The sequence below is a fragment of the Salinisphaera japonica YTM-1 genome (assembly GCF_003788585.1).
Taxonomy (GTDB): Bacteria; Pseudomonadota; Gammaproteobacteria; order Nevskiales; family Salinisphaeraceae; genus Salinisphaera; species Salinisphaera japonica.
The window spans coordinates 1-25,062 of sequence record NZ_AYKG01000024.1 but is presented as its reverse complement, the minus strand read 5'-3'; the positions used below and the strand labels follow the sequence as shown (position 1 = coordinate 25,062).

Sequence of the window (25,062 nt, the reverse complement as noted above, 5' to 3'; positions counted from 1 at the left end):
TCACTCACGGTGCGAGGTGGTGCCGAAATCATCGGCCGGGCGCGTCGCCCCTGGGCGACGAATGACCACGGTGGCGGCCAGCTTGTCGTGCCAGCCCTGTTTGCGGCGATCGATGCCGACCCAGGCCAGGCCCAGGCATAACGGCAGAGTGGCCACGTAATAACCCAGATAGCGCAGCACGAGCTGACCGGTACGCGCAGGCTGGCCGGTGCGCGCATCCACGATACGTGCGCCGATCAGCATCTTGCCGGGCGTGGCCTCGCGAAAGAACCAGAACAACAGCACGACGAGTGCCGGCAGGACCCAATAGACCAGAACATGCACCGGCCCGGGCAGGGCCGCGCCGGTCAGCGTCAGCGCCTGATAATCGATACGCCCGTCGGGGGCGACAAGCGCGCCGGAGGTGAGTGCCGGGCCGTGCGGGCCGGGAATCAACCAGCCCAGGATCGGAAACACCACGATCAGCAACAGGAACGAATCGATCACCGCCGCCCATACCCGGCTCCAGAACCCGGCATAGACCCAATCAGCGCCGATCGATTCGCCGTCTGTGCTGTCGTCGTGTGCGGCCATTACGCCGTGCCGATGGCCTCCAGCTGCTCGACGATCTCCCGGGCCAGCTTGCGCGCCTGCTGATCGCCGGTGGCGATGACCACATCGGCGATCGAGCGATACAGCGGATCGCGCTCTTCCATGAGGGCCGTGAGCGTGGCCTCCATGTCATCGCTGCCGGCCAGCAACGGCCGATCCGTGGATTTGCGCGTGCGCGCCAGCTGTTGCTCCAGCGTGGTTTCCAGATACACCACGACGCCGCGTGCCGACAGCAGGTTGCGCGTGGCGTCATCCAGCACCGCGCCGCCGCCGGTGGCCATGACCGTGTTCGGCTCCTCGGAGAGCTCGGCGATCATTTCGCGCTCGCGCTTGCGAAAACCGTCCTCGCCTTCCATGTCGAAGATGAAGGAGATATCGACGCCGGTGCGCTTTTCGACTTCCTGGTCCGAGTCGACGAAATTCATGCCCTTGAGTTCGGCGATGCGTCGACCAACAGTGGTTTTGCCGGCGCCCATGGGGCCGACGAGATAGATATTCGGGTTAGATGCCATGTACGTACTAAAAACGAGTGGTAGACATTGAACCGATCCGGGCCGAAACGGTGCCGGCCGGGATCAAACCCGTGCAGTGTACCGTAGTCGGGAAATGAAAGTCTGTGTTCTAGTCAGAAACAGCCTCCACGACCGTGGCGGTGTCACGCGAAATGGTATCGCTCGGTGTTGTAACCGTGACACGAAACACGCCCTGACCCTCCGAGCCGGAAGGCTCGAGCCGAAACGAGGCGACGTACGGCGTTTTCTGGTTCGTGGCCGGCACGGTGAAGGAGCTCGGGCCCTCGATCGTGCCCTGTGTGGTGGTGGCGGCCACGGTCGTGCCAGACGGCGGCACCTGATCGTTTGAATCGCGCACCGCCACGTTGATCGTGGTGGCGTTATCGCCAAGCGATATCATGGCCGGCAGATCGATGAACAGCGACGAGCCCGACAGCACGATGACCAGATCATCCCGGACGGCGATCGTGTTGCGCTCGGCGCATTCATCGTCGGCGTTGCACAGTAGACCGTTGAACGTGCCGGATTTGAGGTCGTACTGGCCGTTGTTGTTGAAGTCGATGTAGGGCTCGTCAGGGTCACGCGCGTTGTCGTAATCGATGTCCAGAAACGCTTCTCTGGTATCCGTGAATGCCTCGCCGGCATTAAAGCGTCCGTTCGAGGGGTTGGTGTCTTCAAAGCTTTCCTCGCCGGTGGCGGTAGCCAGCACGGTCACGCGGCCGTCATCGGGCCGCGGATTCTGGCTGACGAACGTCACCGAGCAACCGCCGTCCGTGGTCTGACACGCGCCGGGAATCGAGCCGCCTTCGGTGCGGAAATTGATCGTGGTGCCGTCGGGAACCGGGTTGTTGAAGCGATCGGCGGCGCGCACGCTGATAGCCGTGGTTACTCCGTCGCGGTCCAGGCCCTCGATATTCAATGACTCGGCGCTGATCGAGAAACTGTCCTGATCGGCCAGGCCGGTGGTTACAACCAGCGCACGCGACTGGCCGGATACGACACGGCCATCGCTACCGGTCGTGCGGGCATCGATCTGCAAGGTCGTGGCCTGCGTGCCCGAGGTGACCGTGGTCGATACGTCGCCCTGGGCGTTCGTGCGTGCACTTTGGGGCGAAAGCGTGATGCCGCCGACCCGGGTTTCGGGCTCGAACATCACGCGTTGGTTAGGCACGGGCATGCCCTGATCGTCGGTCACGCGAAACGTGATCTGCGACTGGGGCGGCAGAATGCCGGTGCCCTGTATCCCGATCTGTGGGTTGCTGGTTGCCACGAACGCCAACGCCGCGGCGGTCGTTGCCCGCGGCGAGAGCGTGACCGAGGCCTCCAGCGTGCGGCCGTTGATACTGGTTCTGGCGGTGACGGTATCCGAGGTGTTGCAGCCACGCGGCGTGTACGTTGTGGTAATCGTGTCGTTGATGTTCTGAACCACGCTCGGCGTGATATCGGCATCGCCGGCCTGGGTGCAGGGGGAGGAAAAGAACACGCTGGTGGCCTGGGCGCTGTCGCCCGCGTCGCCGTCGCGTAGGCGCAGCGTGAGTTCACTTGATTGACCGCTCGTCAGCGTCGTCTGGCTGGCTGCGATCACGCCGGGGCGGAAGTCGCCGTTGGCATCGAAACTGCCAAGCCGGGCCGGGGTGTCGGCGACGTTATCGCCGGTGTCCGCGGGCGTATCGTCGTTGTTGGCGTCATCGCTGGAATCGTCGCCGCTGGTGCAGCCGAACAAGGTGATGGCGAATGTGGCGGCCAGCACGATGCGGGCCCAGCTGTGGTTTTCGGTCATGGTTCCCCCTTTAAGGCGTGTCGTCATCGTCCCCCGACGATGATCGGTTTCAACGTGATTGCAGGCTGGCCTGATTTTCCAGAATCTTCGGCGTGACGAAGATCAGGAGCTCGCGCTTCTGACGTTCCAGGCTGCGATTGGTGAACAGCGCGCCGATCAGCGGGATCTTGCTGACAAACGGCACCGAGCCGGTCTGGTTACTGTCGTTCTGCTCGAAGATACCGCCCAGCACGACCGTGTCGCCGTTATCCACGAGAACTTGCGTGGTCAGGCTGCGGGTATCGATCGAGGGCACCTGGCCGCCCTGAGAGGTGGGCACGAATTCGCCGACCGAGTCCTGGGTGACGTTGAGATTCATGATCACTTTCTTGTCGGGCGTGATCTTGGGCGTGACGTTCAGGCCCAGCACGGCTTTCTTGAACTCGACCGTGGCGCCGGCCAGCCCGCCGGCGGTGCCGGACTGATACGGAATCTCGCGGCCCTGTTCGATATTGGCCTCGCGCCCGTCGGCGGTGATGATGCGCGGCGAGGAAATGATCTCGCCGTTGTTTTCCATCTCCATGGCCGTGAGTTCGAGGTTCAGGCTGAAGGTGTCGGTCACGATCGAGGTCGAGAGCAGGCTGGTCGCGCCCTGGGCCGGCAGGGCCACGGCATAGCCGCCGTTGTTGGCGTTATAGGCGTTGCCCAGCCCGTCGCCGGCGCCAAGCGCGTTGTTGAGCCGTGAGTTGTCCACCCCGGTCTGGGACACGCCCAGATTGCGCGTGAAATCCCGATTGGCCACCACGATGCGCGATTCGATCAGAACCTGGCGTACCGGGATGTCCAGCCGGTTGATCAGGTTGCGGATCTGCTCGATCTTGGCCGCGGTATCGGTGATCAGCAGGGTATTGGTGCGATCGTCGACCGTGACGTGCCCGCGGGGTGACAGCAGGGAGTGCTCGTCGCGCTCGGAATCGGTCGAGGTATTGACCGTGCGCTGGGCCCGCGTGCTGGTGCGGCTGAACGGCGAGACCGCGCCGGCCAGGTCATTGTCGCCCCCGGCGAAATCCAGGCCCGGCGTGGCGCGCGTCGGGGCAACGAAGCTCTGGCGCGTGGTCACCGTGTCGGATTGCACGATATTGGCCATGTCGGCCGCGCTGGCGTAGTTGATCTGAATGATCTCGGATTGCAGCGGGGCCAGCTCGCGGGTCGCCCGGCGGGCCTCGGCCTTGGCGGCCTGACGCGCGGCGATCTCGGACAGCGGTGCCACGCTGATGACGTTGTTCTGGCGCTGCATGCCCAGGTTCTTGGCGTCGAGCACGATATCCAGCGCCTGATCCCAGGGCACGTCATCGAGCTGCAAGGCGATGGTGCCGGTCACGCTGTCGGCGACGACCATGTTCACGCCGGCGGTCTCGGCCATGATCTGGAGCACCGTGCGTACGTCGATATCCTGAAACGACAGCGAGATCTTCTCGCCGTCGTAGCGTGGCTGACGGGCCGCGTTGTCGGCGCGCTCGGCCCGGTCCAGGCCACGCAGCTCGATCACCAGATCGTTGCCGGTCTGATAGGCCAGACGCTCGTAGACGGCCTCGGCACGCGGCGTGATCACGATCTGCGTGTCCGCGCCCTGATCGCGGGCATCGATCGTGGCCACGGGGGTGGCGAAATCGGTGACATCCAGACGCCGGGATAGACGCGCCGGCAGCGCGATCCCGGACAGCCGGGCCACCACGCGTTGGCCCTGGCGCCCGATATCCACCGGCGCCTGGGTGCCGTCGAGCGTGATCTTGATCCGGCCAGCGCCGTTGTCGGCGCGCCGGAAATCGATGTCGGTGATTGTCTGTGCGGCTGCCCCCGGTGTCGCGCCGGATGGCTGGTCGGCGCCGAAAAACACCAACAGCGCGCGCGGCTTGCGCTGTATGTCGTAATCGACCAGGCGCGTCAGATTGACGACGAGCCGTGTCTTGTCGCCGGTTTCGGCCGCGGCCACGGATTCGATACCCCCCCGCTCGATGGTTCGATAGCGCTGTGTCAGGCCGAGATTCGTGCCCGGCATGTCCAGTGTCAGACGCGCGGGATCCTCGATGGTGAAGACCGACGGCGTGGGCGGGGTGTCGTCGAAGACCAGCCGCAGGCCGTTTCGCGCGCCGTCGCTGGCCGGCTGAATATCAATCAGCGCCGCAGCTGCGGCGGTACTGATCAGCGACGTGGCCAACAACAAGACGAGCGCGAGCCCGGCCCGCGATTTGTTTTTTACCAGACGAGGCATCAACACCACTCAAGAACGTGAATCGGAGGACGCGACAAGTACCGTGTCGCGCTGGGTATAACCGCCCTGACCGTCGGGCACGATCTCGACCAGAGACACGCGCTCAGCCGCGATGGCGGTGACGCGGCCGTCGTGCTGGCCGAGATACGCGCCGACGCCCACGCGATGCACGATGCCGCCCGGGGTCTTGATCAGCGCCTGGCTGGCGCCGCGCATGCGCAATACGCCAACGAGCGTGAGGGCATCGAGCGAATAGGCTTCGAGCGGTTCGGCCGGGCGTGAACGATCCGGGCGCAGGCCATCGTTGCCGGCGGCCGACGCCGGCGTGCTCGGGGTGAAAATCGCGCGTCGGCCGCCCGGTGTGTAGCGATAGGGCACATAAGGCGCCGGCTCGGGAATCGCGTCGATCGCCGGCGCGGGCCGGGCATCAACACGCTCGACGTAGCGCACAAGATCCGGCGATGCGTCGCTGCCGCAGCCGGCCAGCCCGACAACGAGCACACAGGTTGCATATCGCCATCGCGGCCCTGTCATCACCGTGTTTTCGCCTTGGCGTTGGCCGGCGCCGTCTCGCGTTCGTCGGGCTCGAGATAACGATAGGTCGTTGCAGTCAGGCTCATGCGCAGCAACGGACCGTCGCCGTCGGCTTCGCTCGTCGGCGGCGTCACCGGGGCGATCTGGACGTTGTTGAGGGTCACGATGCGTGACAGGGCCGCCACGTCCGAGACGAATCGGCCGAAGGCATGATAGCCACCGGTGACCACCAGCTCGTTGGGCAGTTCGGCATAAAAGGCCCGCTTGATCTCGGGCGCGGGTTTGAACAGCTGCTCGTTCAAGCCGTTGGCGGCCCGGGCGGCCGAAATATCGCGCAGCAGGCTTGGCACCTCGGTCTGGCTGGGCAGCTGATCGAGCAGGGTGGCGAAATCGGCGCGCATATCGGCCAGCTGGGCGCGATAGGCCGCCAGATTGGCCACCTGGGCCGCACGGCTGGCATACCGCTCGCGCAGCTCGATTTCATGCTGCTCGGCGCGTTCGACATCGGCGCGCTTGGGCAAGACGAAATACCACCCGGCGATGAAGACAACCACGAGTGCGACCACGCCCATCACCACGCCATAGGCCCACAGCGGCCAGCTGCCGATATTGTGCTGATCCAGGCTCTTCAGCTCGTCAACATAGGTTCGAAGCGATCTCATGGGCCGGCCCCCGGCGGCTGTGTGGCGGTGGGCGGGGGCGTGTCGACCTGTAGCGTGAAATCCGAACGCGCATTGACGGTGTTGTCTGTGCGCTTGATCACGACCAGACGCGGGTTGTCGAACCAGGCGGAGCGATCCAGGGCGGTCATGTATTCAGACACGCCGGCATTGGCCTCGGCCAGGCCGTCGATCGTGGTCGTCGTATCGGTCTCGTGAATGGCCGTCAGCGTGACGCCTTTGGGCAACGTGGCGGCCAGCTGATCGAAGTAGTGCACGATCGCCCCGCGGGACTGCTGTAGATCGGCGATGATGTTCATGCGTTTGATCAGCGCGGCGCGGTCGGCCTTCAAGGTCTTGATTTCGGCCAGACGCGCATCGGCCTCGGCGATATGGGTCTCCAGATAGGCGTTGCGTTCGCGCTGGTGATCGAGTGCGTGCTGGTAGTAGGCCAGCGGCAGAACCCCCACGAGCACCACGCTGAGCACGACCACGCCGGCCAGGAGGGCGGCAAAGCGTCGCTGTTTGGCCAGGCGTGCCTCCCGGCGCCAATCCAGGAGATTGATGCGGATGGCGGTGCTCATGCCAGCCCGCGCAGGGCCAGACCGGCGGCGATCATCAAGGCCGGCGCTTCGTCGTCGACGTGATTGCGTCGGGCATGTGCGTTGACCGACATATCCGCCAACGGATTGCCCAGCGTCACTCGCCAGGGCAGCTGCTCGCCGAGCGCCTCGGCCAGGCCGGGATAGCGCGCCACACCGCCGGTGATCACCACGCGATCGATGGCTTGATCGTTTTCGGCGTTGGCCGACAAGAAAAAACGCAGGCTCTGCTCGATCCGTGTGGCCAGGTTCCGGGCAAAGGCGGCGATATCCTCGGCCAGATCCGGTTGCGACAGCTCGCCGGTGCGCAGGTGCGAATGCAGCTGTTCGATATCGGCCAGGCCGTGACGGCTGATCAGTCTCTCGGCGATCGCCTGGCCACCGAACTCGATACTGCGGGTATAACGGCTACGCGAGCCATGCTGCACCGTCAGGCGCATATCCAGTGCCCCGACGTCGAAGACCGCGAACCAGCTCTGCTCGGATCGCGTCGTGCGATCGAGCAGTGAACAGGCGTTCTGCAGAGCGTATTCCTCGACGTCGACCAGACCGACCGACAGCCCGGCCATCTCCATGGCTGCGATCCGCAGCTCGACGGTTTCGCGACGACAGGCCACGAGCAGCACACGGTTGAAACGTGGGTCCCGCGGGTCGCGTTCCAGAATCTGGAAATCGAGAAACACGTCGCGTAACGGCTGCGACAGGTGAATCTCGGCGTCGACCTCGATCTGTTGTTCGATCTCGGTCTCAGAGAGATCGGCCGGCATGCGGATGGTCTTGCTGATCACCGACGGTCCGGACACGGCAACCGCCACGCGCCGGGTACGCGTCGCGCTGCGGGCCAGCGCCCGGCGCACGGCACGGGCGACATCCTCGGCGTTCTGGATCTGGCCGTCATGGACAGCATCCACGGCCAGGGGCTCGCTGGCATAGGCCGCAATCCGCGGCTGGCCGGCCTCAAGCGTCAGCTCCAGGAGTTTGACGCGACGCGCGCTGATATCCAGACCAAACATGCCTGTGCGGCGTTTTGGCATGAATTTGGAAATCAGCCCTGTTCGAGCCGCCGACCCCGGTCCGAACGTGTCAGCGATCGCGTTTGTCATGCGATATCCCCCCCTTTTGGCGAATGGCCGCCACCGCGTCACTCGTGCCTCACGCACAACGCGCCACGCCCCCGGCAAGTCCGATCGCGTCTAACCCCTGACAAAGACAGCGAAAAGACTCCGGCCGACTATACCCGAGGTGCCGATCGGTGCAATCTGTCTAGGGGCCTGCTGCCGTTTCATGCGAGCGCCGCTTTCGTCGAGAGTCCGCAGTGTGTCCTGCAAGGCGTGAGTCGCCGCATCGTGGCGTGCCACGATCAAGACTCGCAACGCCGCAGGGCGCCCATCTTCAATTTTTATGGGCGGCCCAACCCTTCGGGACAAGCGCGCTGAAATTAACGACACGTCGGCAATACAGCGTTCCAGCCCACTAGCGCAGAATGACTGCGCGGCGTGGGCTACGCCTCGTCTTGCCGCAAAACAGCGCTTGGCGCGGACTCGCATGAAACGGCAACAGGCCCTGCCAGCGACGACCGATCGGGTTCGGCAGACAACGCATCGCCCGGTATGATGCCGCTGGTTCATGGCCCACCGCCGATTCAGGTGTTTTGATGTCGATAGCTTCGCGCAGCATGAAACTCGTCGTCGTGCTGCTGGCCGGCCTGTTGTCGGCGGCCACGCTGGCCGTGATCGTCGCGGTCGGGCTTTATCTGTATTTCGGGCCCCAGCTGCCCGACGCCGGGGATATCGGCACCACGCAACTCAACGAACCGCTGCGGATCTATACCGCCGATCACGAGCTGATTGGCGAGTACGGCACGGAACGCCGTATTCCGCTGACCTATGACCAGATCCCCAAGCGCCAGGTCTATGCGTTCGTGGCCGCCGAGGATGATCGGTTCTTCGAGCATCCCGGCGTGGATTATCAGGGCCTGATGCGTGCCGTGGTGCATCTGATCGAGACGGGCCGCAAGACCCAGGGCGGCTCGACCATCACCATGCAGTTGGCGCGTAATCTTTATCTCACGCGGGATCGAACCTATACCCGCAAGATCAAGGAGATGATGCTGGCCCTGCGCATGGAGTCGAAGTTCTCCAAAGAGCAGATCATCGAGCTGTATCTGAACAAGATCTATCTGGGCGAGCGTGCCTATGGCGTGGGCGCGGCGGCCCAGGCTTATTACAACAAGCCGTTGGACGAGCTCACGCTGGCCCAGGCCGCGATGATTGCCGGGCTGCCCAAGGCGCCCTCGGCGTTCAACCCGATCGCCAACCCGGATCGGGCGCGCCAGCGCCGTGATTATGTGCTGGGCCGGATGCACGACCTGCGCTTCATCAGCGATGCCCAGTACGAGGGTGCCCTGGCTGCCCCGGTGACCGCGGGCCAGGACCACGGCAACAACAAGACCAATCCCGTGCGCTACGAGGCCCAGTACGTCGCTGAAATGGTGCGTCAGGAAATCGTGTCTCGTTACGGCGACAAGGCCTACACCGGCGGTTTCACGGTCACCACGACGTTGTCGAGCAGCCGCCAGGCCGCCGCTGATCGTGCGCTGCGCCGCGATCTTCTGGCTTATGACGCGCGCCACGGCTGGCGGGGCGCGGAAACGACCATCGATACCGGCCTGCTCGACGATGCGACCAAGCGACGTGGCGCACTTGACGAGATCGCCACCCGCGGCGGCCTGGTTCCTGCGGTCGTGCTGGGCACGAGCGGCTCGACCCTGCGCCTGGCGACGGCCCAGTACGGCGAAATCGATCTGGCAGCCGCTCAGATGCCGTGGCTGTCGGCCGGTCAGTCGGCCTCGAAACTGGGCAAGCGGGGCGATGTTGTACGCTTGGCCTATACCGGCTCCAAGGACAAACCCTGGACGCTCGCCCAGATTCCCAAGGTGCAGGGTGCGCTGGTGGCGATGGATCCGCATACCGGGGCCGTGCAGGCGCTCGTTGGCGGGTTTGATTACAACCTGTCGAAGTTCAACCGGGCCATACAGGCCCGCCGCCAGCCGGGCTCATCGTTCAAGCCGTTTTTATACAGTGCTGCACTGGCCCACGGTTTCAGCGCGGCCACGATGGTCAACGACGCGCCCGTGGTCTACGACTCGCCGAATCTGGACAAGGCCTGGCGACCCCAGAATTACTCCGGTCGGATCTATGGCCCGACGCGGCTGCGTGAAGGGCTCGTGCACTCGCGCAACCTGGTCTCGATTCGTGTGCTGCGACGAGTCGGTGTCGGCAACACCATCGACTATGTCAGCCGCTTCGGGCTGCCGGCCGACCAGATGCCGCACAACCTGTCGTTGGCGCTGGGTACGGCCTCGTTCTCGCCGCTGCAGATGGCCCAGGGCTATTCGGTCTTTGCCAACAGCGGGTTTCGTATCGAGCCGTATTATATTCAGACCATCGAAGACGGTCGGGGCGACACGGTCTATCAGGCCAAGCCACAGATGGCGTGTGACGATATCTTCGACTGCCCCATGATCGATGAGAACGGCCAGCCGCTGGACAGCTCGAATCTGGCGCCCCGAGTCATCGATGCCGACAATGCCTATATCGTGGGCGACATGATGCGCGACGTGATTCGCCACGGCACCGGGCGCGGCGCGCTCAAGCTGGGTCGCGACGATCTGTCGGGCAAGACCGGCACCACCAACGATCAAGTTGATGCCTGGTTCGTGGGCTTCAACGCCAATCTGGTCGCGATCAGCTGGGTGGGCTTCGATACGCTCACCCCGATGGGCGACGCCGAAACCGGTGGCCATGCCGCGCTGCCCATGTGGGTGGATTTCATGGGCCAGGCCTTGAAGAACACGCCCACGGCCATACCCCCCAAGCCCGAGGATCTGGTCACGGTCATGATCAACCCGGACAACGGCCAGCGCTCGCTGGACGGCTCGGGTATCGCCGAGATCTTCCGGCCCGATCGGATCCCGAGCCGGGAACAGGCCGAGCGCGCCGGCCCGAGCAATTCCACGAGCGAGGTCGAGCAGCTGTTCTAGGTGTTTGGTCGGGTTGTTGGGTCTAGTCGTTTGTTCTGACCAGCCGGCCCGCGCGCCGCGAGTTTCAACCGTCACCGAGGGAGCGTTCATCATGGCCAGTGCCCGCAAGCAGACCGCACAACGACAACAGATGGCCCAGGTGGCGGCAAAACTCATGGCCGAGCAGGGCATTCGTGATTTTCGTGTCGCCAAACAGAAAGCCGCCCAGCAGCTGGGCATCGACGTGCGTAACTCGATTCTGCCCAAGAACGCCGAGATCGAATCGGCGCTGGCCGAGCATCAGCGCTTGTTTGCCGGCGAGGATCAGCCGGCCGAGCTCGAGGCCATGCGCCGGGCTGCGCTGTCGGCGATGAAACTCATGGCAGCGTTCAAGCCGCGCCTGGTGGGCGATGTGTTATCGGGGCTGGCCAACGCACACTCGGATATTCAGCTGCATGTGTTCGCCGAGCACTCCGAGAGCTTTGATCTGTTTCTCGATCAGCAGGGCATCCCGTTTGAAATCGCCGAGCGGCGCTATCGTTTTGCTGACGGGTATCGTTTCTATCCGGCGTTTCGTTTCGTGGCCGGCGAACACGGCTTCGAGGCGACGCTGTTTGCCGATACCGAAATCCGCGAGGCCCCGCGCAGCCTGGTCGACGGCGCGCCCATGGAGCGCGCCAATCGGGCGCGCGTGGCCGAGCTGGTCGAACAAGCCGAGCTGGAGGCGCGTCTGGCGCGTTTATAGACCGGCCGAGACAAAATGCCCGTCTGTCGTGTTAAATCAGGGGCAGGCTTTCAAGACGCGGGCGTTTGTCATGCAGCACTTCAAAACGATCCTTCTGGCCTATGACGGCAGCGATCAGGGCCGTATCGCGCTACAGCGCAGCCTGGCGCTACTGCAGGGCCCGGGTGTGGCCGTCACGCTGCTGGCAGTCGTGCCGCTGACGGGGGCGGTGGCTGCGGCCGAGGGGTTCTATACCGAGAGCATGTATCAGTCCGAGCGCGAGCGCGTGGAGCGGATTCTTGCCGAGGGTGTGGCCGCGCTGGCCGAGGCCGATATCGTGGCCGATGGCCAAATTCGCGTCGGCGAGCCGGCCCACCAGATCGCACGCTATGCCGAGGAGATGGGCGCGGATCTGGTTATCGTCGGCCACCAGCGCCGCGGGGTGCTGTCACGCTGGTGGCAGGGCTCGGTTGGTGCCTCGCTGCTCGATCGGCTGGATTGCAGCCTGCTGATCGCTCAAGACATCGCCGCCGATTGACAGGCTGGAAGCCTATTTCGGCACGTAGGCCTGCCAGTCGTGGGTGGCGTCGCCGAAGGCCAGGAACCAGTCGTTCAACAGGCTGTCGGTTTCGTTATAACGCAGCGGGCGCCCGCGTGTATCCACGACCTGGCCACCGGCGGCGTCCAGCACGGCATGCCCGGCCGCGGTGTCCCATTCGCTGGTGGGCCCCAGGCGCGGATAGAAGTCGGCCTCGCCCTCGGCGATGACACAGAACTTCAACGATGACCCCATCGACACGGGCTCGTAATCGGGCATGCGCGACAGCAGTTGATCGATCGCTTCGCCGCGATGCGAGCGGGAGACCAGCACCCGTGGCTTGTCGGGGGCCGCGGTGGCGCAGGTGATCGAGGCCAGCACGGAATCGCTGGCTTCGCGCTTGAACGCGCCCAGGCCATCGGCGCCGCACCACAGCGTATCCAGCGCCGGGGCATAGACCACGCCGAGTACCGGGCGGCCATCACAGACCAGGGCGATATTGATCGTGAACTGGTCGTTTTTCTTGACGAACTCACGGGTGCCGTCGAGCGGATCGATCAGCCAGTACTCACGCCACTCGGCGCGGGTGTCGTAATCGATATCCGCGGCTTCCTCGGACAACTGCGGCGTGTCGGCAAATGCTGCGCCCAGCCGATCGCTGATCACGCGATGCGCGGCCAGATCGGCCTGGGTCAAGGGGCTGTCATCGTCCTTGGTCTGAACGTCGAAGTCACTGTGATAGATCGGCAGCGTTGCCTGACCGGCTTCGACGGCGATCTCACAGATCGTGTCGAGCAGTTCGCGTGTGATGTCCATGTCGGAGCAGTCTCCATAGATTCAAAGCCGGCATTCTACGGATGCGGCGCGCCTCGTCTAGCGACGCCGATCATTGCGACGACGGCCCCGGCCGCGTGATTTCTGGCGTGCCGGTGCGCGGACGTAATCGTTGGCGAAGCGGTCATCGGCCGGCATTTCGGCGGATATCTTGTGCTCGATATAAGCCTCGATATCCGGCAGGGAATAGACATATTCCTCGCAGGCGAAAGACACGGCGTGCCCGGTGTTGCCCGCGCGTGCGGTCCGCCCGATACGATGGACATAGTCCTGGGCGTCCTGGGGCAGATCGTAGTTGATGACGAAGGCCACATCGGGAATATGCAGACCCCGGGCCGCCACATCGGTAGCCACCATGATCGGCAGCTCACCGGCCTTGAAGGCCTCGAGCAGACGCAGGCGTTTGTTCTGGGCCACGTCACCGGACAATGTCGCCGCGTTGAAGCCGTTGGCGGCCAGCGTGTCATCGATACGCTCGGCGACCCGTTTGGTGTTGATGAAGATCAGCGTGCGTGCATCGCCGATCTCGCGCAACAGGCCGATCAGAAGCGCCATCTTGTCGTCCTTGGAGACGTGATAGAGCGTCTGTGTTATCGCGCCGATATTCACGCGCTCGGTATCGCTCTTGACGGTTTCCGGCGCATTCATGTGTTCGTAGGCCAGCTCCAGCACGCGGTGCGACAGCGTGGCCGAAAACAACAAATTCTGGCGCTCACCGGCCGGCGGCATCTTGCGAAACAAGTAGCGCACGTCATCGATGAAGCCCAGATCGAACATGCGATCGGCTTCGTCGAGTACCGCCACTTCGATCGCGGCCAGGGTATAGATCTTCTGCTTGTAGTAATCGATCAGCCGGCCCGGCGTACCGATGAGCACGTCGACACCGGCGCCGATGGCCTCGCGCTGCGATTCGTAACCGGTGCCGCCATAGCAAACCACGCACTTAAGCCCCGTCTGCTCGGCCAGCGGCAGGGCATCCTGATAGATCTGCTCGGCCAACTCACGCGTGGGGGCCAGGATCAACGCGCGCGGCCGCGCCGCACCGGCCGGTGTCTCATCCACCTCGCGGGGCGTGTTGCGCAACAGGCGATCAAGTGTTGCCAACAAAAACCCGGCGGTCTTGCCGGTGCCGGTATTGGCCTGGCCGGCGATATCACGCCCGTCCAATGCCAATGGCAGGGTATCGGCCTGAATCGGCGTGGCCTGGGTGAAGCCACGAGCATTGAGACCGGCCACGATGCTGGCATGCAGCCCCAGGCTGTCCAGGCGCGTATCGGTAACCAGGCGGGCAGGGGTGGCATCGGGCGCTTGTTCGCGTGTCATGGCAGCTCGCGGATCACCGGCGGCATAAAACGATTTACACGGATCGGTGATTAAAGGGGTTGAAAAAGCGCGATGGATACGCTCAAATGACGGCTAAGGCCACAGGCGTGAACACGCCGGATCGTGGTTTTTTCGCATTCGAGCTTTATCGACAAGCGCTCGTTTTGCGCAATCCGCACTATAACAGTTCGATGCCTCGCCGACGCGTATTGCGGGCCCGGGTCACTGCTTGCAAGCGTTTTTCGTTGCCCCAAGTGTCAGGCCCGAGCAGCAGCGTGGCGCCGCGGCGCCTGTGCTTTTCGATCAATCTACTTTCTCATCCGTTTCACGGATCAGTTGAGGCCATGTCTCATGAGTGAAAACACCGTCAAGGTCACTGACGATACGTTCGAATCCGAGGTGCTGTCGGCATCCGGTCCGGTTCTCGTGGACTACTGGGCCGAGTGGTGTGGCCCGTGTAAACAGATCGCCCCGATGCTCGATGAAATCGCCGATGAGTACGAGGGCAAGCTGACGATCGCCAAGCTCAACGTCGACGACAACCCCGAGACCCCGCCGCGTTACGGCATTCGGGGCATCCCGACGCTGATGCTGTTCAAGGATGGCGAAGTTGCCGGCACCAAGGTCGGCGCGGTCTCCAAGGGCCAGCTCGCCGAGTTCATTGATCAGCACATCTGATATGACCCGAGCCGATCGGGTCCCGACAGTGTCGTGCAGTCGTCCGGCACTGTCTTTTTTCCTTCCTTTTCATTGCTGCGGCGCGACAGCTGCGGTATCCCGAGCAAGCGTGTGTAGCCGTGTCTGAAGAAACCGTTGACGATCGCAAGGCCCAGGAGTCGAAAGACAGCTCGAATAACAATTCGGGCAAGAACGACGACAAGAACCCCAATAACAACGGGGGCGCAGGCCAAGGCAACAAGGACAACAACAACCGCCGCGGCCGCCGCCGCAAGCCGAACAACAACAACGGCGGTGGCAACAACGGCGGCGGGAACAACAATAAAAAGGGCGGCGGCAACAACCGCGGCCGGGGCAACAACAAGGGCCCGAACAATCCGCCGAACGAGGATATCGACGAGGCCGAATTCGAAGCCTATGCCGGTGTCGCCGGCGACGGCCCGATTCTCAACCTGACCGAGCTCAAGCGAAAGACCGCGGCCGAGTTGATGGAGTCGGCGCAGGAGATGGAGCTGGAAAACATCTCCCGTCTGCGCAAGCAGGAGCTCATCTTCGCCATGCTCAAGGCGCACGCCAAATCCGGCGAGCGTATCTACGGCGACGGCGTGCTCGAGATCCTCTCCGACGGCTTTGGCTTCCTGCGCTCGAACGAAACCTCCTACATGGCCGGCCCGGACGATATCTATGTCTCGCCGAGCCAGATCCGGCGCTTTTCCCTGCGCACGGGTGACAATATCCGTGGCCGGATTCGTCCGCCCAAGGAATCCGAGCGTTATTTCGCCCTGCTCAAGGTCGACGACATCAACGAGGACCCGCCCGAGAAATCCAAGGGCAAGGTCCTGTTCGAAAACCTCACGCCGCTGTTCCCGACCGAACGGCTGCATATGGAGATCGGCAACGGCTCCACCGAGGACATCACCGCCCGCACCATCGATCTGGTCTCGCCCATCGGCAAGGGCCAGCGCGGCCTGATCGTCTCGCCGCCCAAGGCCGGCAAGACGATGATGATGCAGAACATCGCCCAGTCGATCGCCTACAACCATCCCGACTGTCACCTGATCGTACTGCTCATCGACGAGCGGCCCGAGGAAGTCACCGAGATGGAGCGCGGCGTACGCGGCGAAGTGGTCTCCTCGACCTTCGACGAGCCGGCCTCGCGTCACGTGCAGGTCGCCGACATGGTGATCGAAAAAGCCAAGCGCCTGGTCGAGCACAAGAAGGATGTGGTGGTACTGCTGGACTCCATCACGCGTCTGGCCCGTGCCTACAACACCGTGGCCCCGTCCTCGGGCAAGGTGCTGACCGGTGGTGTCGATGCCAACGCGCTACAAAAGCCCAAGCGCTTCTTCGGCGCGGCCCGTAACGTCGAAGAGGGCGGCAGCCTGACGATCATGGCCACCGCACTCATCGAGACGGGCTCCAAGATGGACGAAGTCATCTACGAGGAGTTCAAGGGCACCGGCAACATGGAGATCCACCTGGATCGTCGTATTGCCGAGAAACGCATTTACCCGGCCATTCATGTCAATCGCTCGGGCACGCGCCGCGAAGAGAAGATGGTGCCGCAGGAAGAGCTGCAGCGGATGTGGGTGCTGCGCAAACTGCTCCACGGTATGGACGATCTGGCAGCCATGGAATTGCTCATCGACCGCATGAAGCAGACCAAAACCAACGCCGAGTTCTTCGAATCGATGAAGCGCTGATCAGTGATCGGCTGGTGCATAGAAAAAAGGCCGCTTTTGCGGCCTTTTTTCTATCCGGCGATGCGGCCTGTTCGATCAGTGCATCGACTGGCCTTGTTCCGTGTTGCCGATATGACCGGAACTCGTGGTTGTATCCTGTTTTTGTTCATCGGCGGGTCGGGTGATCTTGAAACGCGCGCGGGCGGCCTTGCCGGAAGGTTTCTTCATCACCGCGTGATCGGCGGTCTCGCCATAGGTTTCGTCATCGCCCGGGCCGTTGGTATGCAGCATGGCCACCAGCGTATCGCCGGCTTTGACCGGAGCGTTCAGGCCGATGGTGATGTTTTCATAATGCCCGGCCTGCAGGCGTAGCGCACCGATCGGATCCCCCGAAATTTCGCCGTTCTTGTTGCGATAGTGAATCACGATCCAGCCGCTTTCCGGCAGATCGGCCGAGCGGACCAACAGCTTGTTATCGGCCACGCTCTGGCTGGTCATCCGGATGCCGGCCTTTGATGCTGAGGCGTTCGAGGCCGGCGTATCGTCGGTCCTCGATGTGCTCATGGCACTGGCGTTGGTCACCGGGCTGTCGGCCGGCGCGTCACTCTGGGCGAGCGCCGGTGCAGCCAAGCACAGCGAAAGCCCGGTGATCGCCAGGCCGTATCGGTAAAAACCACGATTCGTCGTCATAGGGGCACCTCTGTGATGCACGAAAAGATCTGGATATTGACTAGGGCCTGTAGCCGTTTCATGCGAGCGCCGCGTTGGAGACCGCAAATCGTGTCCTGCCAGGCGCGAGTCGCCGCATCGTGGCGTGCCACGATCAAGGCTCGCAACGCCGCAGGGCGCGATTTGCGGCCCAACCCTTTGGGACAAGCGCTGTTTTGCGGCAATACAGCGTTCTTGCCCACTAGCGCAGAATGACTGCGCGGCGTGAGCTACGCCTCGTCTTGCCGCAAAACAGCGCTTGGCGCGGGCCCGCATGAAACGGCAACAGGCCCTAGCGCTGAGACAGGCTCGCCGCGATCGGCGGGCTCATGTCGGCGGCAATGCTCTGCCAGCCTTCGGACAGTTTGGCCACCAGCTCGCCGTAGCCGTCCTGATCAAGGGCGATTGCCTGGTCGAAATTCTCGCGGCGCAGGGGCGTGCCCTGGTCGTCGACCAGTTGCCAGACGCCGGCGACGTGGGCCTGGCCGTCATGACTGCCATAGAATTTCTCGACCCGGGTGACCAGCGCAAACGCGGTATCGCCGCGCGCGCGGCCCCGTTGTACGTTGATCTGGCGCAGCCGACGGCTGAGCACGTTGTAGAGCGTGTCGGTCAGCTGGCCGGCCAGTGGCGCGGCCCAGCGATTGTTGTTGGCGATCACGACCTTGTAGGGCGCGGTTTGGAAAACGATGCCGCCCTGGTTGAGATAATCCGCGATGACGACCGGGTCGACGCTCAGCGTGGGTGCGCCGGGAATCGGCGCGCCGCTTGCCGGTTCCGGCCCGTCGTCGAGCACGAACAGCGCCGAGTCGCCCGGCGCCGAGGCACAGCCGGCCACAAGGCCGGTGGTGAAAAGCATCAGGACAGCGACGAGTCGTGGCATGTTCATCATGGCTTGGCTCTCGGAACCGGGTCATCGCCTTCGGGCCGGCCGAAGAGCAGTGCGTTGGGATGATCGCGCAGGGTACGCGTAAGTGGCGCGGCATCGTCGAGCATACGATTGAGCCGGTCCAGCGTGTCGTTGAACTGGCGATAGGCCGGGGCGCCTTCCTGGAAGTTGCCAAGCGTGCGCTGCATTTCCTCCAGCGTATCGCCGATCTCCATCGGTATGTTCTGGGTTGCCGGCTGGCGCAACAGCGCGTTGACCTCCTCGGTCGTGTCGTGCAGCGAGGAGATCGTGGCCTCGGCTTCAGAGACGCTGCTCTTGAACTGACGAACCATGGGGCCAACGTCGATCTTGTTGAGCTTGTCCATCACGTCAGAAATCTGCTCCTGAATACTCGTGATCTGGCTGGGCACGCTCGGAAAGACGGTATAGCCGCCGACTTCGGTTTTCTCGTAATCGTCGTTTCGATCATCAAACGACAGATCGATGAACATCGCACCGGTCAACAGATTGGATGACTTGATCGTCGCTCGGAGCCCGTTCTCGAAGAACTGCAGCTGATGTTTCCGCCATTCCTCGTCGCTCCAGTTGGCCCAGGCCAGGCTCTGGCGCTGGGGCTCGATGGCGATCAGCACCGGGATACGAAAGCCGGAAAAGCTGGAAAGTTCGAAGCCGTCCATATAGAACGGTACTTCCTCGACGGTGCCGACCCGCAGGCCGCGATACTCGACCGATGCGCCGGCCGACAGCCCGCGTACCGAATCGTTGAGCAGCACCACGTATTCGAGCCGACGATCAAAACGATCCTGAATGGCGGCATCCTGTGTGGTATAGAGCTTGAACCGGTCCCCTTTGGCGACGGTATCGCCAGCGGCCACGCCGTCAGGCAGGCCGAACGTCACGCCGCCGGCCAGCACGCTCTGCAGCGAGCCGAGCTGAACGTTGACCCCGTCCGAGCCCAGATGCAGATCCACCCCTGAGCGCAGCCAGAACTGGGTGGCGTCGGTCACGAGATCAGAAAACGGTTTACGAATGAACACGGTATAAACCGTCTGCCGATTCTCGACCGAGAACTCGCCGGCCTCGATCTGGCCGACGTTCTGGCCCTGATAGACAATGGGATCACCCACCGAGAGCGTGTTGTCGCCGTCGTTGACGAGTTTGATGCTCACCCCGGGCTGACTGGTCGAGCTCGGCGGCGGATTGTCCTGAACCTGAAAATGACGCTTGTCCGAGCGTTGCTTGGCCGGGCGCAGCTGCAGATAGGCCCCGGAGAGAATGGTGTTCAACCCGGAGATGCCCTGTGGGCCAACCCGCGGTTTGACCACCCAGAACTTGGCGTCCGGGCCCAGTAGCTTGGCCGTATCCGGGTTCATCTGTACCGTCAGCTTGGCGCCGTTGTAATCGTCGGCCAGCGTGATCTTCTCGATCTTGCCGACATCCACGCTACGCACCTTGAGCTTCGTCGAACCGGCCTCGAGGCCCTCGGCGGTGGGGATCGAGAGGATAACCTCCGGGCCCTGATCGCTGAAGCTGTCGTAAAGCAACCAGGCGCCAATCAGCACCGCGGCCAGCGGAATCAGCCAGACCGGCGAGATAGACCAGCCCGAATGCTGTTCCATGTCAGCCGTCTCGTTGTTTGTGGGTCGGTCGTTATCGCTCATGCAGAATGCGAGATCTCGCTCGGTGATGGATCAGTGCTCACGCCGAAGGTGTGGGTGTGGGCGCTCCAGAGTAGCCGGGTATCAAACGTATGGGCCGCGATCATCGTCAAGATGACGACCAGCGCGAAGGCCACAGCGCCCGGGCCCGGCGCGATCGACATGAGGCTGCCGGCCTGCACCAGCGTGGTCAGCGTGGCGACCACGAACACATCGATCATCGACCAGCGGCCGATCTTTTCGGTGATATGAAACAGCCGCGTGCGTGACAGGCTGGCACGGGCCCGTGGCCGACGGGCGGCCAGACACAGCCAGGCAAGTGCCACGATCTTGGAAATCGGCACCACGATACTGGCCACGAAGATGACCAGCGCGATCGGCCAATCACCGGCGTGCAACAGGTGCATCACGCCCCCGGCGATCGTCTGTGGCTCGGCGTTGCCCAGCTGGATGGTCGAGAGCACCGGATACACGTTGGCCGGAATATAAGCCAGCGTGGCGGTGATCAGCAGGGCCCAGGTGAGCTGGATACGATTGACGCGATGTAGCACGTGGCGTTTGCCACAGCGCGGACAGCATGGTCCTCGGTCGGCCATGAACGGCGTATCACAGCCGTGGCAGGCCACCAGGCCCTGGGCACGGCCGGTGGCGCCGGGCCGTATCTTTGTCGGCAATGATCCCCGCGGGGCCAGCACGTCCCACAGGCTGGTCCAGTCGATCAGTGTGACCGTGCGCAGCATCAGGACCGAGAACAGACAGAACGCCACGAAGCCGGTATGGATATGAATACTGGCCAACGAGATGATCTTGATAAGAGCCACAAGCACGCCAACGATGAAGACGTCCGACATCATCCACGGCTCGATCGGGCGCAGCGCACGGGCGATGACCACCTGACCGGGCAGGGTGCGCCCCAGCTGGACGGCGCTGCACAGATAGATCAGTGCGGCCAGGTATAGGCCGGGAAACAGGGCCGTGAAGGCCAGCAGAATGACCGCCAGCTCGGCGTAGTCATCGGCGATCAACGCGTGCAGCGTATCGCCGAACGCCATGACGTGGCCCACGCCATAGGCTGAAAAACTCAGAAAAGAAAAACAGAACACCAGGCCGAGCGTAACCAGCGTGGCGATCCCCCACGCCAGGGGGCGCTGGGCATCACGCTGGGCCGCTTCGGTCAGATGATGCCGACAACGCGGGCAACGCGCCGCCTGGCCGGGCGCCCGGACTGGGAGCGTGACCACCCAATCACAGGCCCGGCAGACGACCAGTCGCTCGGCGTGGCTATCCGCGTTTGTCGATATCGACATAGTCACGCAGATCGTAGCCGGTATACACCTGTCGCGGACGCGCGATACGCATTTTCGGATCGGCCATCATTTCGCACCAGTGCGCGGCCCAGCCGACGGTACGGGCGATAGCGAACATCGGGGTGAACATGTTCACCGGAATACCCAGGGCCTGATAGATGATGCCGGAATAGAAGTCGACGTTCGGGTAGAGCTTGCGCTCGACGAAATACTCGTCTTCCAGGGCCACGCGCTCGAGTTCCAGGGCCAGCTCGAACAACTTATTGTTCTGCATGTTGTAGTGCTCGAGCACCTGATGACAGTAACCCCGGATCACCTTGGCCCGCGGGTCGAAGTTCTTGTAAACGCGATGACCAAAGCCCATCAGCTTGAACGGGTCGTTCTTGTCCTTGGCCTTTTCCAGATACTTGGGCACCTGCGAGGCATCGCCGATCTCGGCCAGCATGTTGAGCACGGCCTCGTTGGCGCCGCCGTGGGCCGGGCCCCAGAGGGCGGCAATACCCGTGGATAGGGCGGCATAGGGGTTGGCCCCGGTCGAGCCGGCCATGCGCACGGTGGAGGTCGAGGCGTTCTGCTCGTGATCGGCGTGCAGCATGAACAGGACATCCAGCGCCTTGGCGGCGACCGGATCAACCTCGTACTCTTCAGCCGGTACCGCGAACATCATGCGCAGCAGGTTCGAGGTGTAGTCCAGGTCGTTCTTCGGCCCGATCTTCGGCTGGCCGACCGAATGCTTGAAAGCGGCCGCGGCGATCGTCGGCATCTTGGCGATCATGCGATGGGCAAAGATCTTGCGATGCTCGGGATCACGCACATCGGTCGTGTCGTGATAGAACGCCGACAACGAGCCGGTGATGCCGGTCATGATGGCCATGGGATGGGCATCGTAATGGAAGCCATCGTAGAACTTGACCAACGATTGGTTGATCATCGTGTGATGCGTGATGGCATCACGAAAAGCTTCCATCTCGTCGGCCGAGGGCAGCTCGCCGTTCAATAGCAGATAACAGACTTCCAGATAGCTGGAGTGCTCGGCCAGCTGCTCGACCGAGTAGCCGCGATACATCAGCTTGCCGGCTTCACCGTCGATGAAGGTGATATCGGAATCACAGCTGCAGGTGGCCGTGAAGGCCGGGTCATAGGTGAACACGCCCTGCTTGCCGGCCAGGCCGCGCACATCGACTGCCGGCGTACCGAGCGTCGGCTGGATGAGATCCAGCTCGGTGCTGGCGCCTTCGCCATCGCTGATCTGATAATTCTTGGCCATAGTGCTATCTCCCGAATGATATCGCCGCGGACCTATTGATCGTTTATATCGATCGCCGGCTGCGGGTAATGCGAAGGGGTGTCGGATCGTGCCACGCCGGTCTCGATCGCTGCCGCGGCCACCGCCGGCGGGATGAAATCGATCAGGCGTGGGTCGAACGGGCTGGGGATGATGTAATCCGGGCCAAAGGCCAGGGCATCCTTGTCGTGGGCCTCGAGGACGGTCTGGGGCACCTCGCGCCGAGCCAGTTCGCCCATGGCACGTGCTGCGGCCACGCACATCGGCATGTTGATGCGCTTGGCACGTACGTCTAGCGCGCCGCGAAAGATATACGGAAAGCCCAGCACGTTATTGATCTGGTTGGGATAATCCGAACGACCGGTGGCCATGATCAGATCATCGCGCACGCTTCTGGTGTCTTCCGGCGTGATTTCCGGGTTCGGGTTGGACAAGGCAAAGACCACCGGCTTGGCCGGCATCAGCCCGATCTGTTGCTTGGAAACCGTATCCGGCCCGGACAGGCCGATGAAGACATCGGCGATAGCCATCGCATCATCGACCGTGCGTTTATCGGTGGTGGTCGCGAACTTCGCCTTGTATTTCGACAGATCATCGCGGCCGTCGTGGATGACGCCGCGGCTGTCGCACATATAGATGTTCTCGCGCGCCGCGCCCATCTCGATGAGCAGATCCATCGAAGCGATGGCCGCGGCACCGGCACCCATGCACACGATCTTGGCATCGGCCAGGGTCTTGCCCTGTAGCTCCAGGGCGTTGATCAAGCCCGCGCCCACGATAATGGCGGTGCCGTGCTGGTCATCGTGGAAGACCGGGATGTCCAGGGCCTCGATCAGCGCGTTCTCGACCTCGAAACAGGCCGGGGCGCCGATATCCTCGAGGTTGATGCCGCCGAAGGTCGGCGCGATACGCTTGACCGTATCGATCATCGCTTCGACCGAATCGGCATCGACCTCGATATCAAAGACATCGACATCCGCGAATTTCTTGAACAGGACGGCCTTGCCTTCCATGACCGGTTTGCTGGCCAGTGCGCCCGTGTTGCCAAGGCCCAGCACAGCCGTGCCGTTGGAGATGACGGCCACGAGATTGCCCTTGGAGGTATAGCGATAGGCATCCTCGGGGTTGTCGCGGATCGCCTTGACCGGCTCGGCGACGCCCGGCGTATAGGCCAGCGAGAGTTCGCCGTAGGTCGAGAACGGCTTGGTCACCGAAATACCCAGCTTCCCCGGTTTCGGGTGCTCGTGATAATCCAGTGCTTCCTGCTTGCGTGAATATTCAGCCATATAGCTCGGGCAGTCGCCGTCGTGCGTATCCCGAAACACGCATCGATCGACAAGATGTGACGATAGTCGAGTATAGACGGCCACTCGGGCGGGGGCCAGCCTACAAAACAGGCTTTTGAAACACCGGGCTAGCCGTTTTCCGGCTTGGCGTCGATGGAACCGATCTCACCGCCGGGCTCGATCTCGATGGCCAGATCGATCGGCTGGCAGCACACGAAACAGTCCTCGACGTAGCGCTGGCTGCCGGCGGTGATATCCACCACGATCGTAATGGCTTCGCCGCAGTAAGGACAGCCCACCGTGGGTTCTTCGATCATCAGACAAGCTCCGAGAGAATGGCATCCAGCAGCGGCCAGCCGCGCGGGCTGGTCTTCAGGCGCTGATCGTCCATGGCCAGTAACGATCTGTCGAGCATTGGGGCCACGTGTGCGCCCAGATCGGCCCAGGCCAGCCCCGTGCGGGCCTCGTAATCGGCCCGGGTGATGCCTTCACGCAGGCGCAGCCCGTTGAGCAGGGCCTCGAAGCGGGCATCCTCGGTGCTCACCGTATGGGCCTCGGTGATCGCGCGCGGCGTGCCGGCCGTCTGCATATAGCCGGTTGGCCAGCGCATACGCGCCTCACGTCGGATTTGCCCGTCCCGGGTCGTGATCTTGGCGTGAGCCCCGGCGCCGATCGCCCGATAATCGCCAAAGCGCCAATAGTGCAGATTGTGGCGACAGACATGATCGCCGCCCCAGGCCGAGACTTCATATTGGCTATAGCCGGCCGCGGTCAGCCGCTGGCCGGCGGCCTCGTAAAGATCGATGATCGTATCGTCGTCGGCGCGCGCCGGCGGGCGTTTGGCAAACGGGGTCCCCGGCTCGAAGGTCAGCTGGTAATACGAGATATGGCCGGGATCGGCGGCGATCATCGTCTCGACGTCGGCCAGCCCGCGGGCCATGTCCTGGCCGGGCAGGCCGAACATCAGATCACAGTTCAAGGCGTTGATGCCGGCCGCCTTGACGTCGGCGATCGCCCGATGCGCCTCGGCCGGGCCGTGGATACGGCCCAGTGCCTTCAAACAGTCGGCGTCGAAGCTTTGTACGCCCAGCGATATCCGATTCACGCCCGCGCCGGCCAGGTCGGTGAAGCGCCCGTATTCCGTGGTGCCCGGATTGGCCTCCAGCGTGATCTCGCAATCCGGGGCCAGGCCCGGGCGCT

24 protein-coding genes are annotated in these 25,062 nt (G+C 63.2%); 5 read left to right on the top strand and 19 right to left on the bottom strand.

Annotated features, from left to right (window positions below; translation table 11 throughout):
• From SAJA_RS08755 to SAJA_RS15130, 9 genes are all read right to left on the bottom strand, one after another.
• A complete protein-coding gene (locus SAJA_RS08755) occupies positions 1 to 573 on the bottom strand; it encodes an RDD family protein (protein WP_123658291.1) in 573 nt (190 codons plus the stop codon).
• Positions 573 to 1,103 carry a shikimate kinase AroK gene (aroK, locus tag SAJA_RS08750; protein ID WP_123658290.1) on the bottom strand — a complete coding sequence of 177 codons (531 nt, stop codon included), beginning with the start codon at positions 1,101 to 1,103 and terminating at the stop codon, positions 573 to 575. The genes SAJA_RS08755 and aroK overlap by 1 nt, the downstream gene beginning before the upstream one ends.
• Positions 1,104 to 1,212: 109 nt before the next feature.
• Positions 1,213 to 2,883: an Ig-like domain-containing protein gene (locus SAJA_RS08745; RefSeq protein WP_184999820.1), complete on the bottom strand. Its 1,671-nt coding sequence runs from the start codon at positions 2,881 to 2,883 to the stop codon at positions 1,213 to 1,215.
• Positions 2,884 to 2,932: 49 nt separating this feature from the next.
• Positions 2,933 to 5,134 (bottom strand): type IV pilus secretin PilQ, encoded by a 2,202-nt coding sequence (locus SAJA_RS08740; protein ID WP_123658288.1) that lies wholly within the window; start codon positions 5,132 to 5,134, stop codon positions 2,933 to 2,935.
• Positions 5,135 to 5,143: 9 nt separating this feature from the next.
• A complete protein-coding gene (locus SAJA_RS08735; RefSeq protein ID WP_123658287.1) occupies positions 5,144 to 5,668 on the bottom strand; it encodes a pilus assembly protein PilP in 525 nt (174 codons plus the stop codon).
• The gene (locus SAJA_RS08730) at positions 5,668 to 6,330 is read right to left on the bottom strand and encodes a type IV pilus inner membrane component PilO (protein WP_123658286.1); all 663 of its coding nucleotides are present in this window, start codon (positions 6,328 to 6,330) and stop codon (positions 5,668 to 5,670) included. The genes SAJA_RS08735 and SAJA_RS08730 overlap by 1 nt, the downstream gene beginning before the upstream one ends.
• The gene (locus SAJA_RS08725; RefSeq protein WP_123658285.1) at positions 6,327 to 6,911 is read right to left on the bottom strand and encodes a PilN domain-containing protein; all 585 of its coding nucleotides are present in this window, start codon (positions 6,909 to 6,911) and stop codon (positions 6,327 to 6,329) included. Before SAJA_RS08725 ends, SAJA_RS08730 begins: the two co-directional genes overlap by 4 nt.
• The gene (gene pilM / locus SAJA_RS08720) at positions 6,908 to 7,942 is read right to left on the bottom strand and encodes a type IV pilus assembly protein PilM (RefSeq protein WP_184999819.1); all 1,035 of its coding nucleotides are present in this window, start codon (positions 7,940 to 7,942) and stop codon (positions 6,908 to 6,910) included. Before pilM ends, SAJA_RS08725 begins: the two co-directional genes overlap by 4 nt.
• A 460-nt stretch (positions 7,943 to 8,402) precedes the next feature.
• Entirely contained in the window at positions 8,403 to 8,606 is a 204-nt protein-coding gene (locus SAJA_RS15130; protein ID WP_184999821.1) for a hypothetical protein, read from the bottom strand.
• Between SAJA_RS15130 and SAJA_RS08715 the strand changes: the two genes are divergently transcribed.
• From SAJA_RS08715 to SAJA_RS08705, 3 genes are all read left to right on the top strand, one after another.
• Positions 8,605 to 10,971: a penicillin-binding protein 1A gene (locus tag SAJA_RS08715; protein ID WP_245963273.1), complete on the top strand. Its 2,367-nt coding sequence runs from the start codon at positions 8,605 to 8,607 to the stop codon at positions 10,969 to 10,971. The genes SAJA_RS15130 and SAJA_RS08715 overlap by 2 nt on opposite strands.
• Before the next feature lie 91 nt (positions 10,972 to 11,062).
• Entirely contained in the window at positions 11,063 to 11,695 is a 633-nt protein-coding gene (locus tag SAJA_RS08710) for a hypothetical protein (RefSeq protein ID WP_123658282.1), read from the top strand.
• Between the two features lie 70 nt (positions 11,696 to 11,765).
• Positions 11,766 to 12,212 (top strand): universal stress protein, encoded by a 447-nt coding sequence (locus tag SAJA_RS08705; protein WP_123658281.1) that lies wholly within the window; start codon positions 11,766 to 11,768, stop codon positions 12,210 to 12,212.
• Between the two features lie 12 nt (positions 12,213 to 12,224).
• Here the strand turns inward: SAJA_RS08705 and cysQ are convergent, their stop codons facing one another.
• Together cysQ and SAJA_RS08695 are read right to left on the bottom strand one after the other, a co-directional pair.
• A complete protein-coding gene (gene cysQ / locus SAJA_RS08700) occupies positions 12,225 to 13,028 on the bottom strand; it encodes a 3'(2'),5'-bisphosphate nucleotidase CysQ (RefSeq protein ID WP_123658280.1) in 804 nt (267 codons plus the stop codon).
• Positions 13,029 to 13,085: 57 nt separating this feature from the next.
• Entirely contained in the window at positions 13,086 to 14,369 is a 1,284-nt protein-coding gene (locus tag SAJA_RS08695) for a DEAD/DEAH box helicase (protein ID WP_123658279.1), read from the bottom strand.
• A gap of 351 nt (positions 14,370 to 14,720) precedes the next feature.
• Here SAJA_RS08695 and trxA point away from each other — a divergent pair, with 351 nt between their 5' ends.
• Entirely contained in the window at positions 14,721 to 15,047 is a 327-nt protein-coding gene (trxA, locus tag SAJA_RS08690; RefSeq protein ID WP_123658278.1) for a thioredoxin TrxA, read from the top strand.
• Between the two features lie 443 nt (positions 15,048 to 15,490).
• Entirely contained in the window at positions 15,491 to 16,750 is a 1,260-nt protein-coding gene (rho, locus tag SAJA_RS08685) for a transcription termination factor Rho (protein WP_281272403.1), read from the top strand.
• Positions 16,751 to 16,825: 75 nt separating this feature from the next.
• Here rho and SAJA_RS08680 read toward each other — a convergent pair whose 3' ends face one another.
• From SAJA_RS08680 to hemW, 8 genes are all read right to left on the bottom strand, one after another.
• Positions 16,826 to 17,419 carry a DUF7282 domain-containing protein gene (locus tag SAJA_RS08680; RefSeq protein WP_123658276.1) on the bottom strand — a complete coding sequence of 198 codons (594 nt, stop codon included), beginning with the start codon at positions 17,417 to 17,419 and terminating at the stop codon, positions 16,826 to 16,828.
• Between the two features lie 310 nt (positions 17,420 to 17,729).
• On the bottom strand, positions 17,730 to 18,320 hold the full coding sequence (locus SAJA_RS08675; protein ID WP_184999818.1) for a PqiC family protein: 591 nt from the start codon (positions 18,318 to 18,320) through the stop codon (positions 17,730 to 17,732).
• Positions 18,321 to 18,325: 5 nt separating this feature from the next.
• Positions 18,326 to 19,945 carry an intermembrane transport protein PqiB gene (pqiB, locus tag SAJA_RS08670; RefSeq protein WP_123658274.1) on the bottom strand — a complete coding sequence of 540 codons (1,620 nt, stop codon included), beginning with the start codon at positions 19,943 to 19,945 and terminating at the stop codon, positions 18,326 to 18,328.
• A 38-nt stretch (positions 19,946 to 19,983) separates the two neighbouring features.
• Positions 19,984 to 21,291 carry a PqiA/YebS family transporter subunit gene (locus tag SAJA_RS08665; protein ID WP_123658273.1) on the bottom strand — a complete coding sequence of 436 codons (1,308 nt, stop codon included), beginning with the start codon at positions 21,289 to 21,291 and terminating at the stop codon, positions 19,984 to 19,986.
• Positions 21,266 to 22,558, bottom strand: a complete 1,293-nt coding sequence (locus SAJA_RS08660; protein ID WP_123658272.1) for a citrate synthase — start codon at positions 22,556 to 22,558, stop codon at positions 21,266 to 21,268. Before SAJA_RS08660 ends, SAJA_RS08665 begins: the two co-directional genes overlap by 26 nt.
• A 32-nt stretch (positions 22,559 to 22,590) precedes the next feature.
• Positions 22,591 to 23,862: a malic enzyme-like NAD(P)-binding protein gene (locus tag SAJA_RS08655; RefSeq protein WP_123658305.1), complete on the bottom strand. Its 1,272-nt coding sequence runs from the start codon at positions 23,860 to 23,862 to the stop codon at positions 22,591 to 22,593.
• 128 nt (positions 23,863 to 23,990) lie between these two features.
• Positions 23,991 to 24,179, bottom strand: coding sequence for a CPXCG motif-containing cysteine-rich protein (locus SAJA_RS08650; protein ID WP_123658271.1), 189 nt, complete (start codon positions 24,177 to 24,179; stop codon positions 23,991 to 23,993).
• Positions 24,179 to 25,062: radical SAM family heme chaperone HemW (hemW, locus tag SAJA_RS08645; protein ID WP_123658270.1), on the bottom strand; the 884-nt coding region annotated here is incomplete at its 5' end. The genes hemW and SAJA_RS08650, both read right to left, overlap by 1 nt.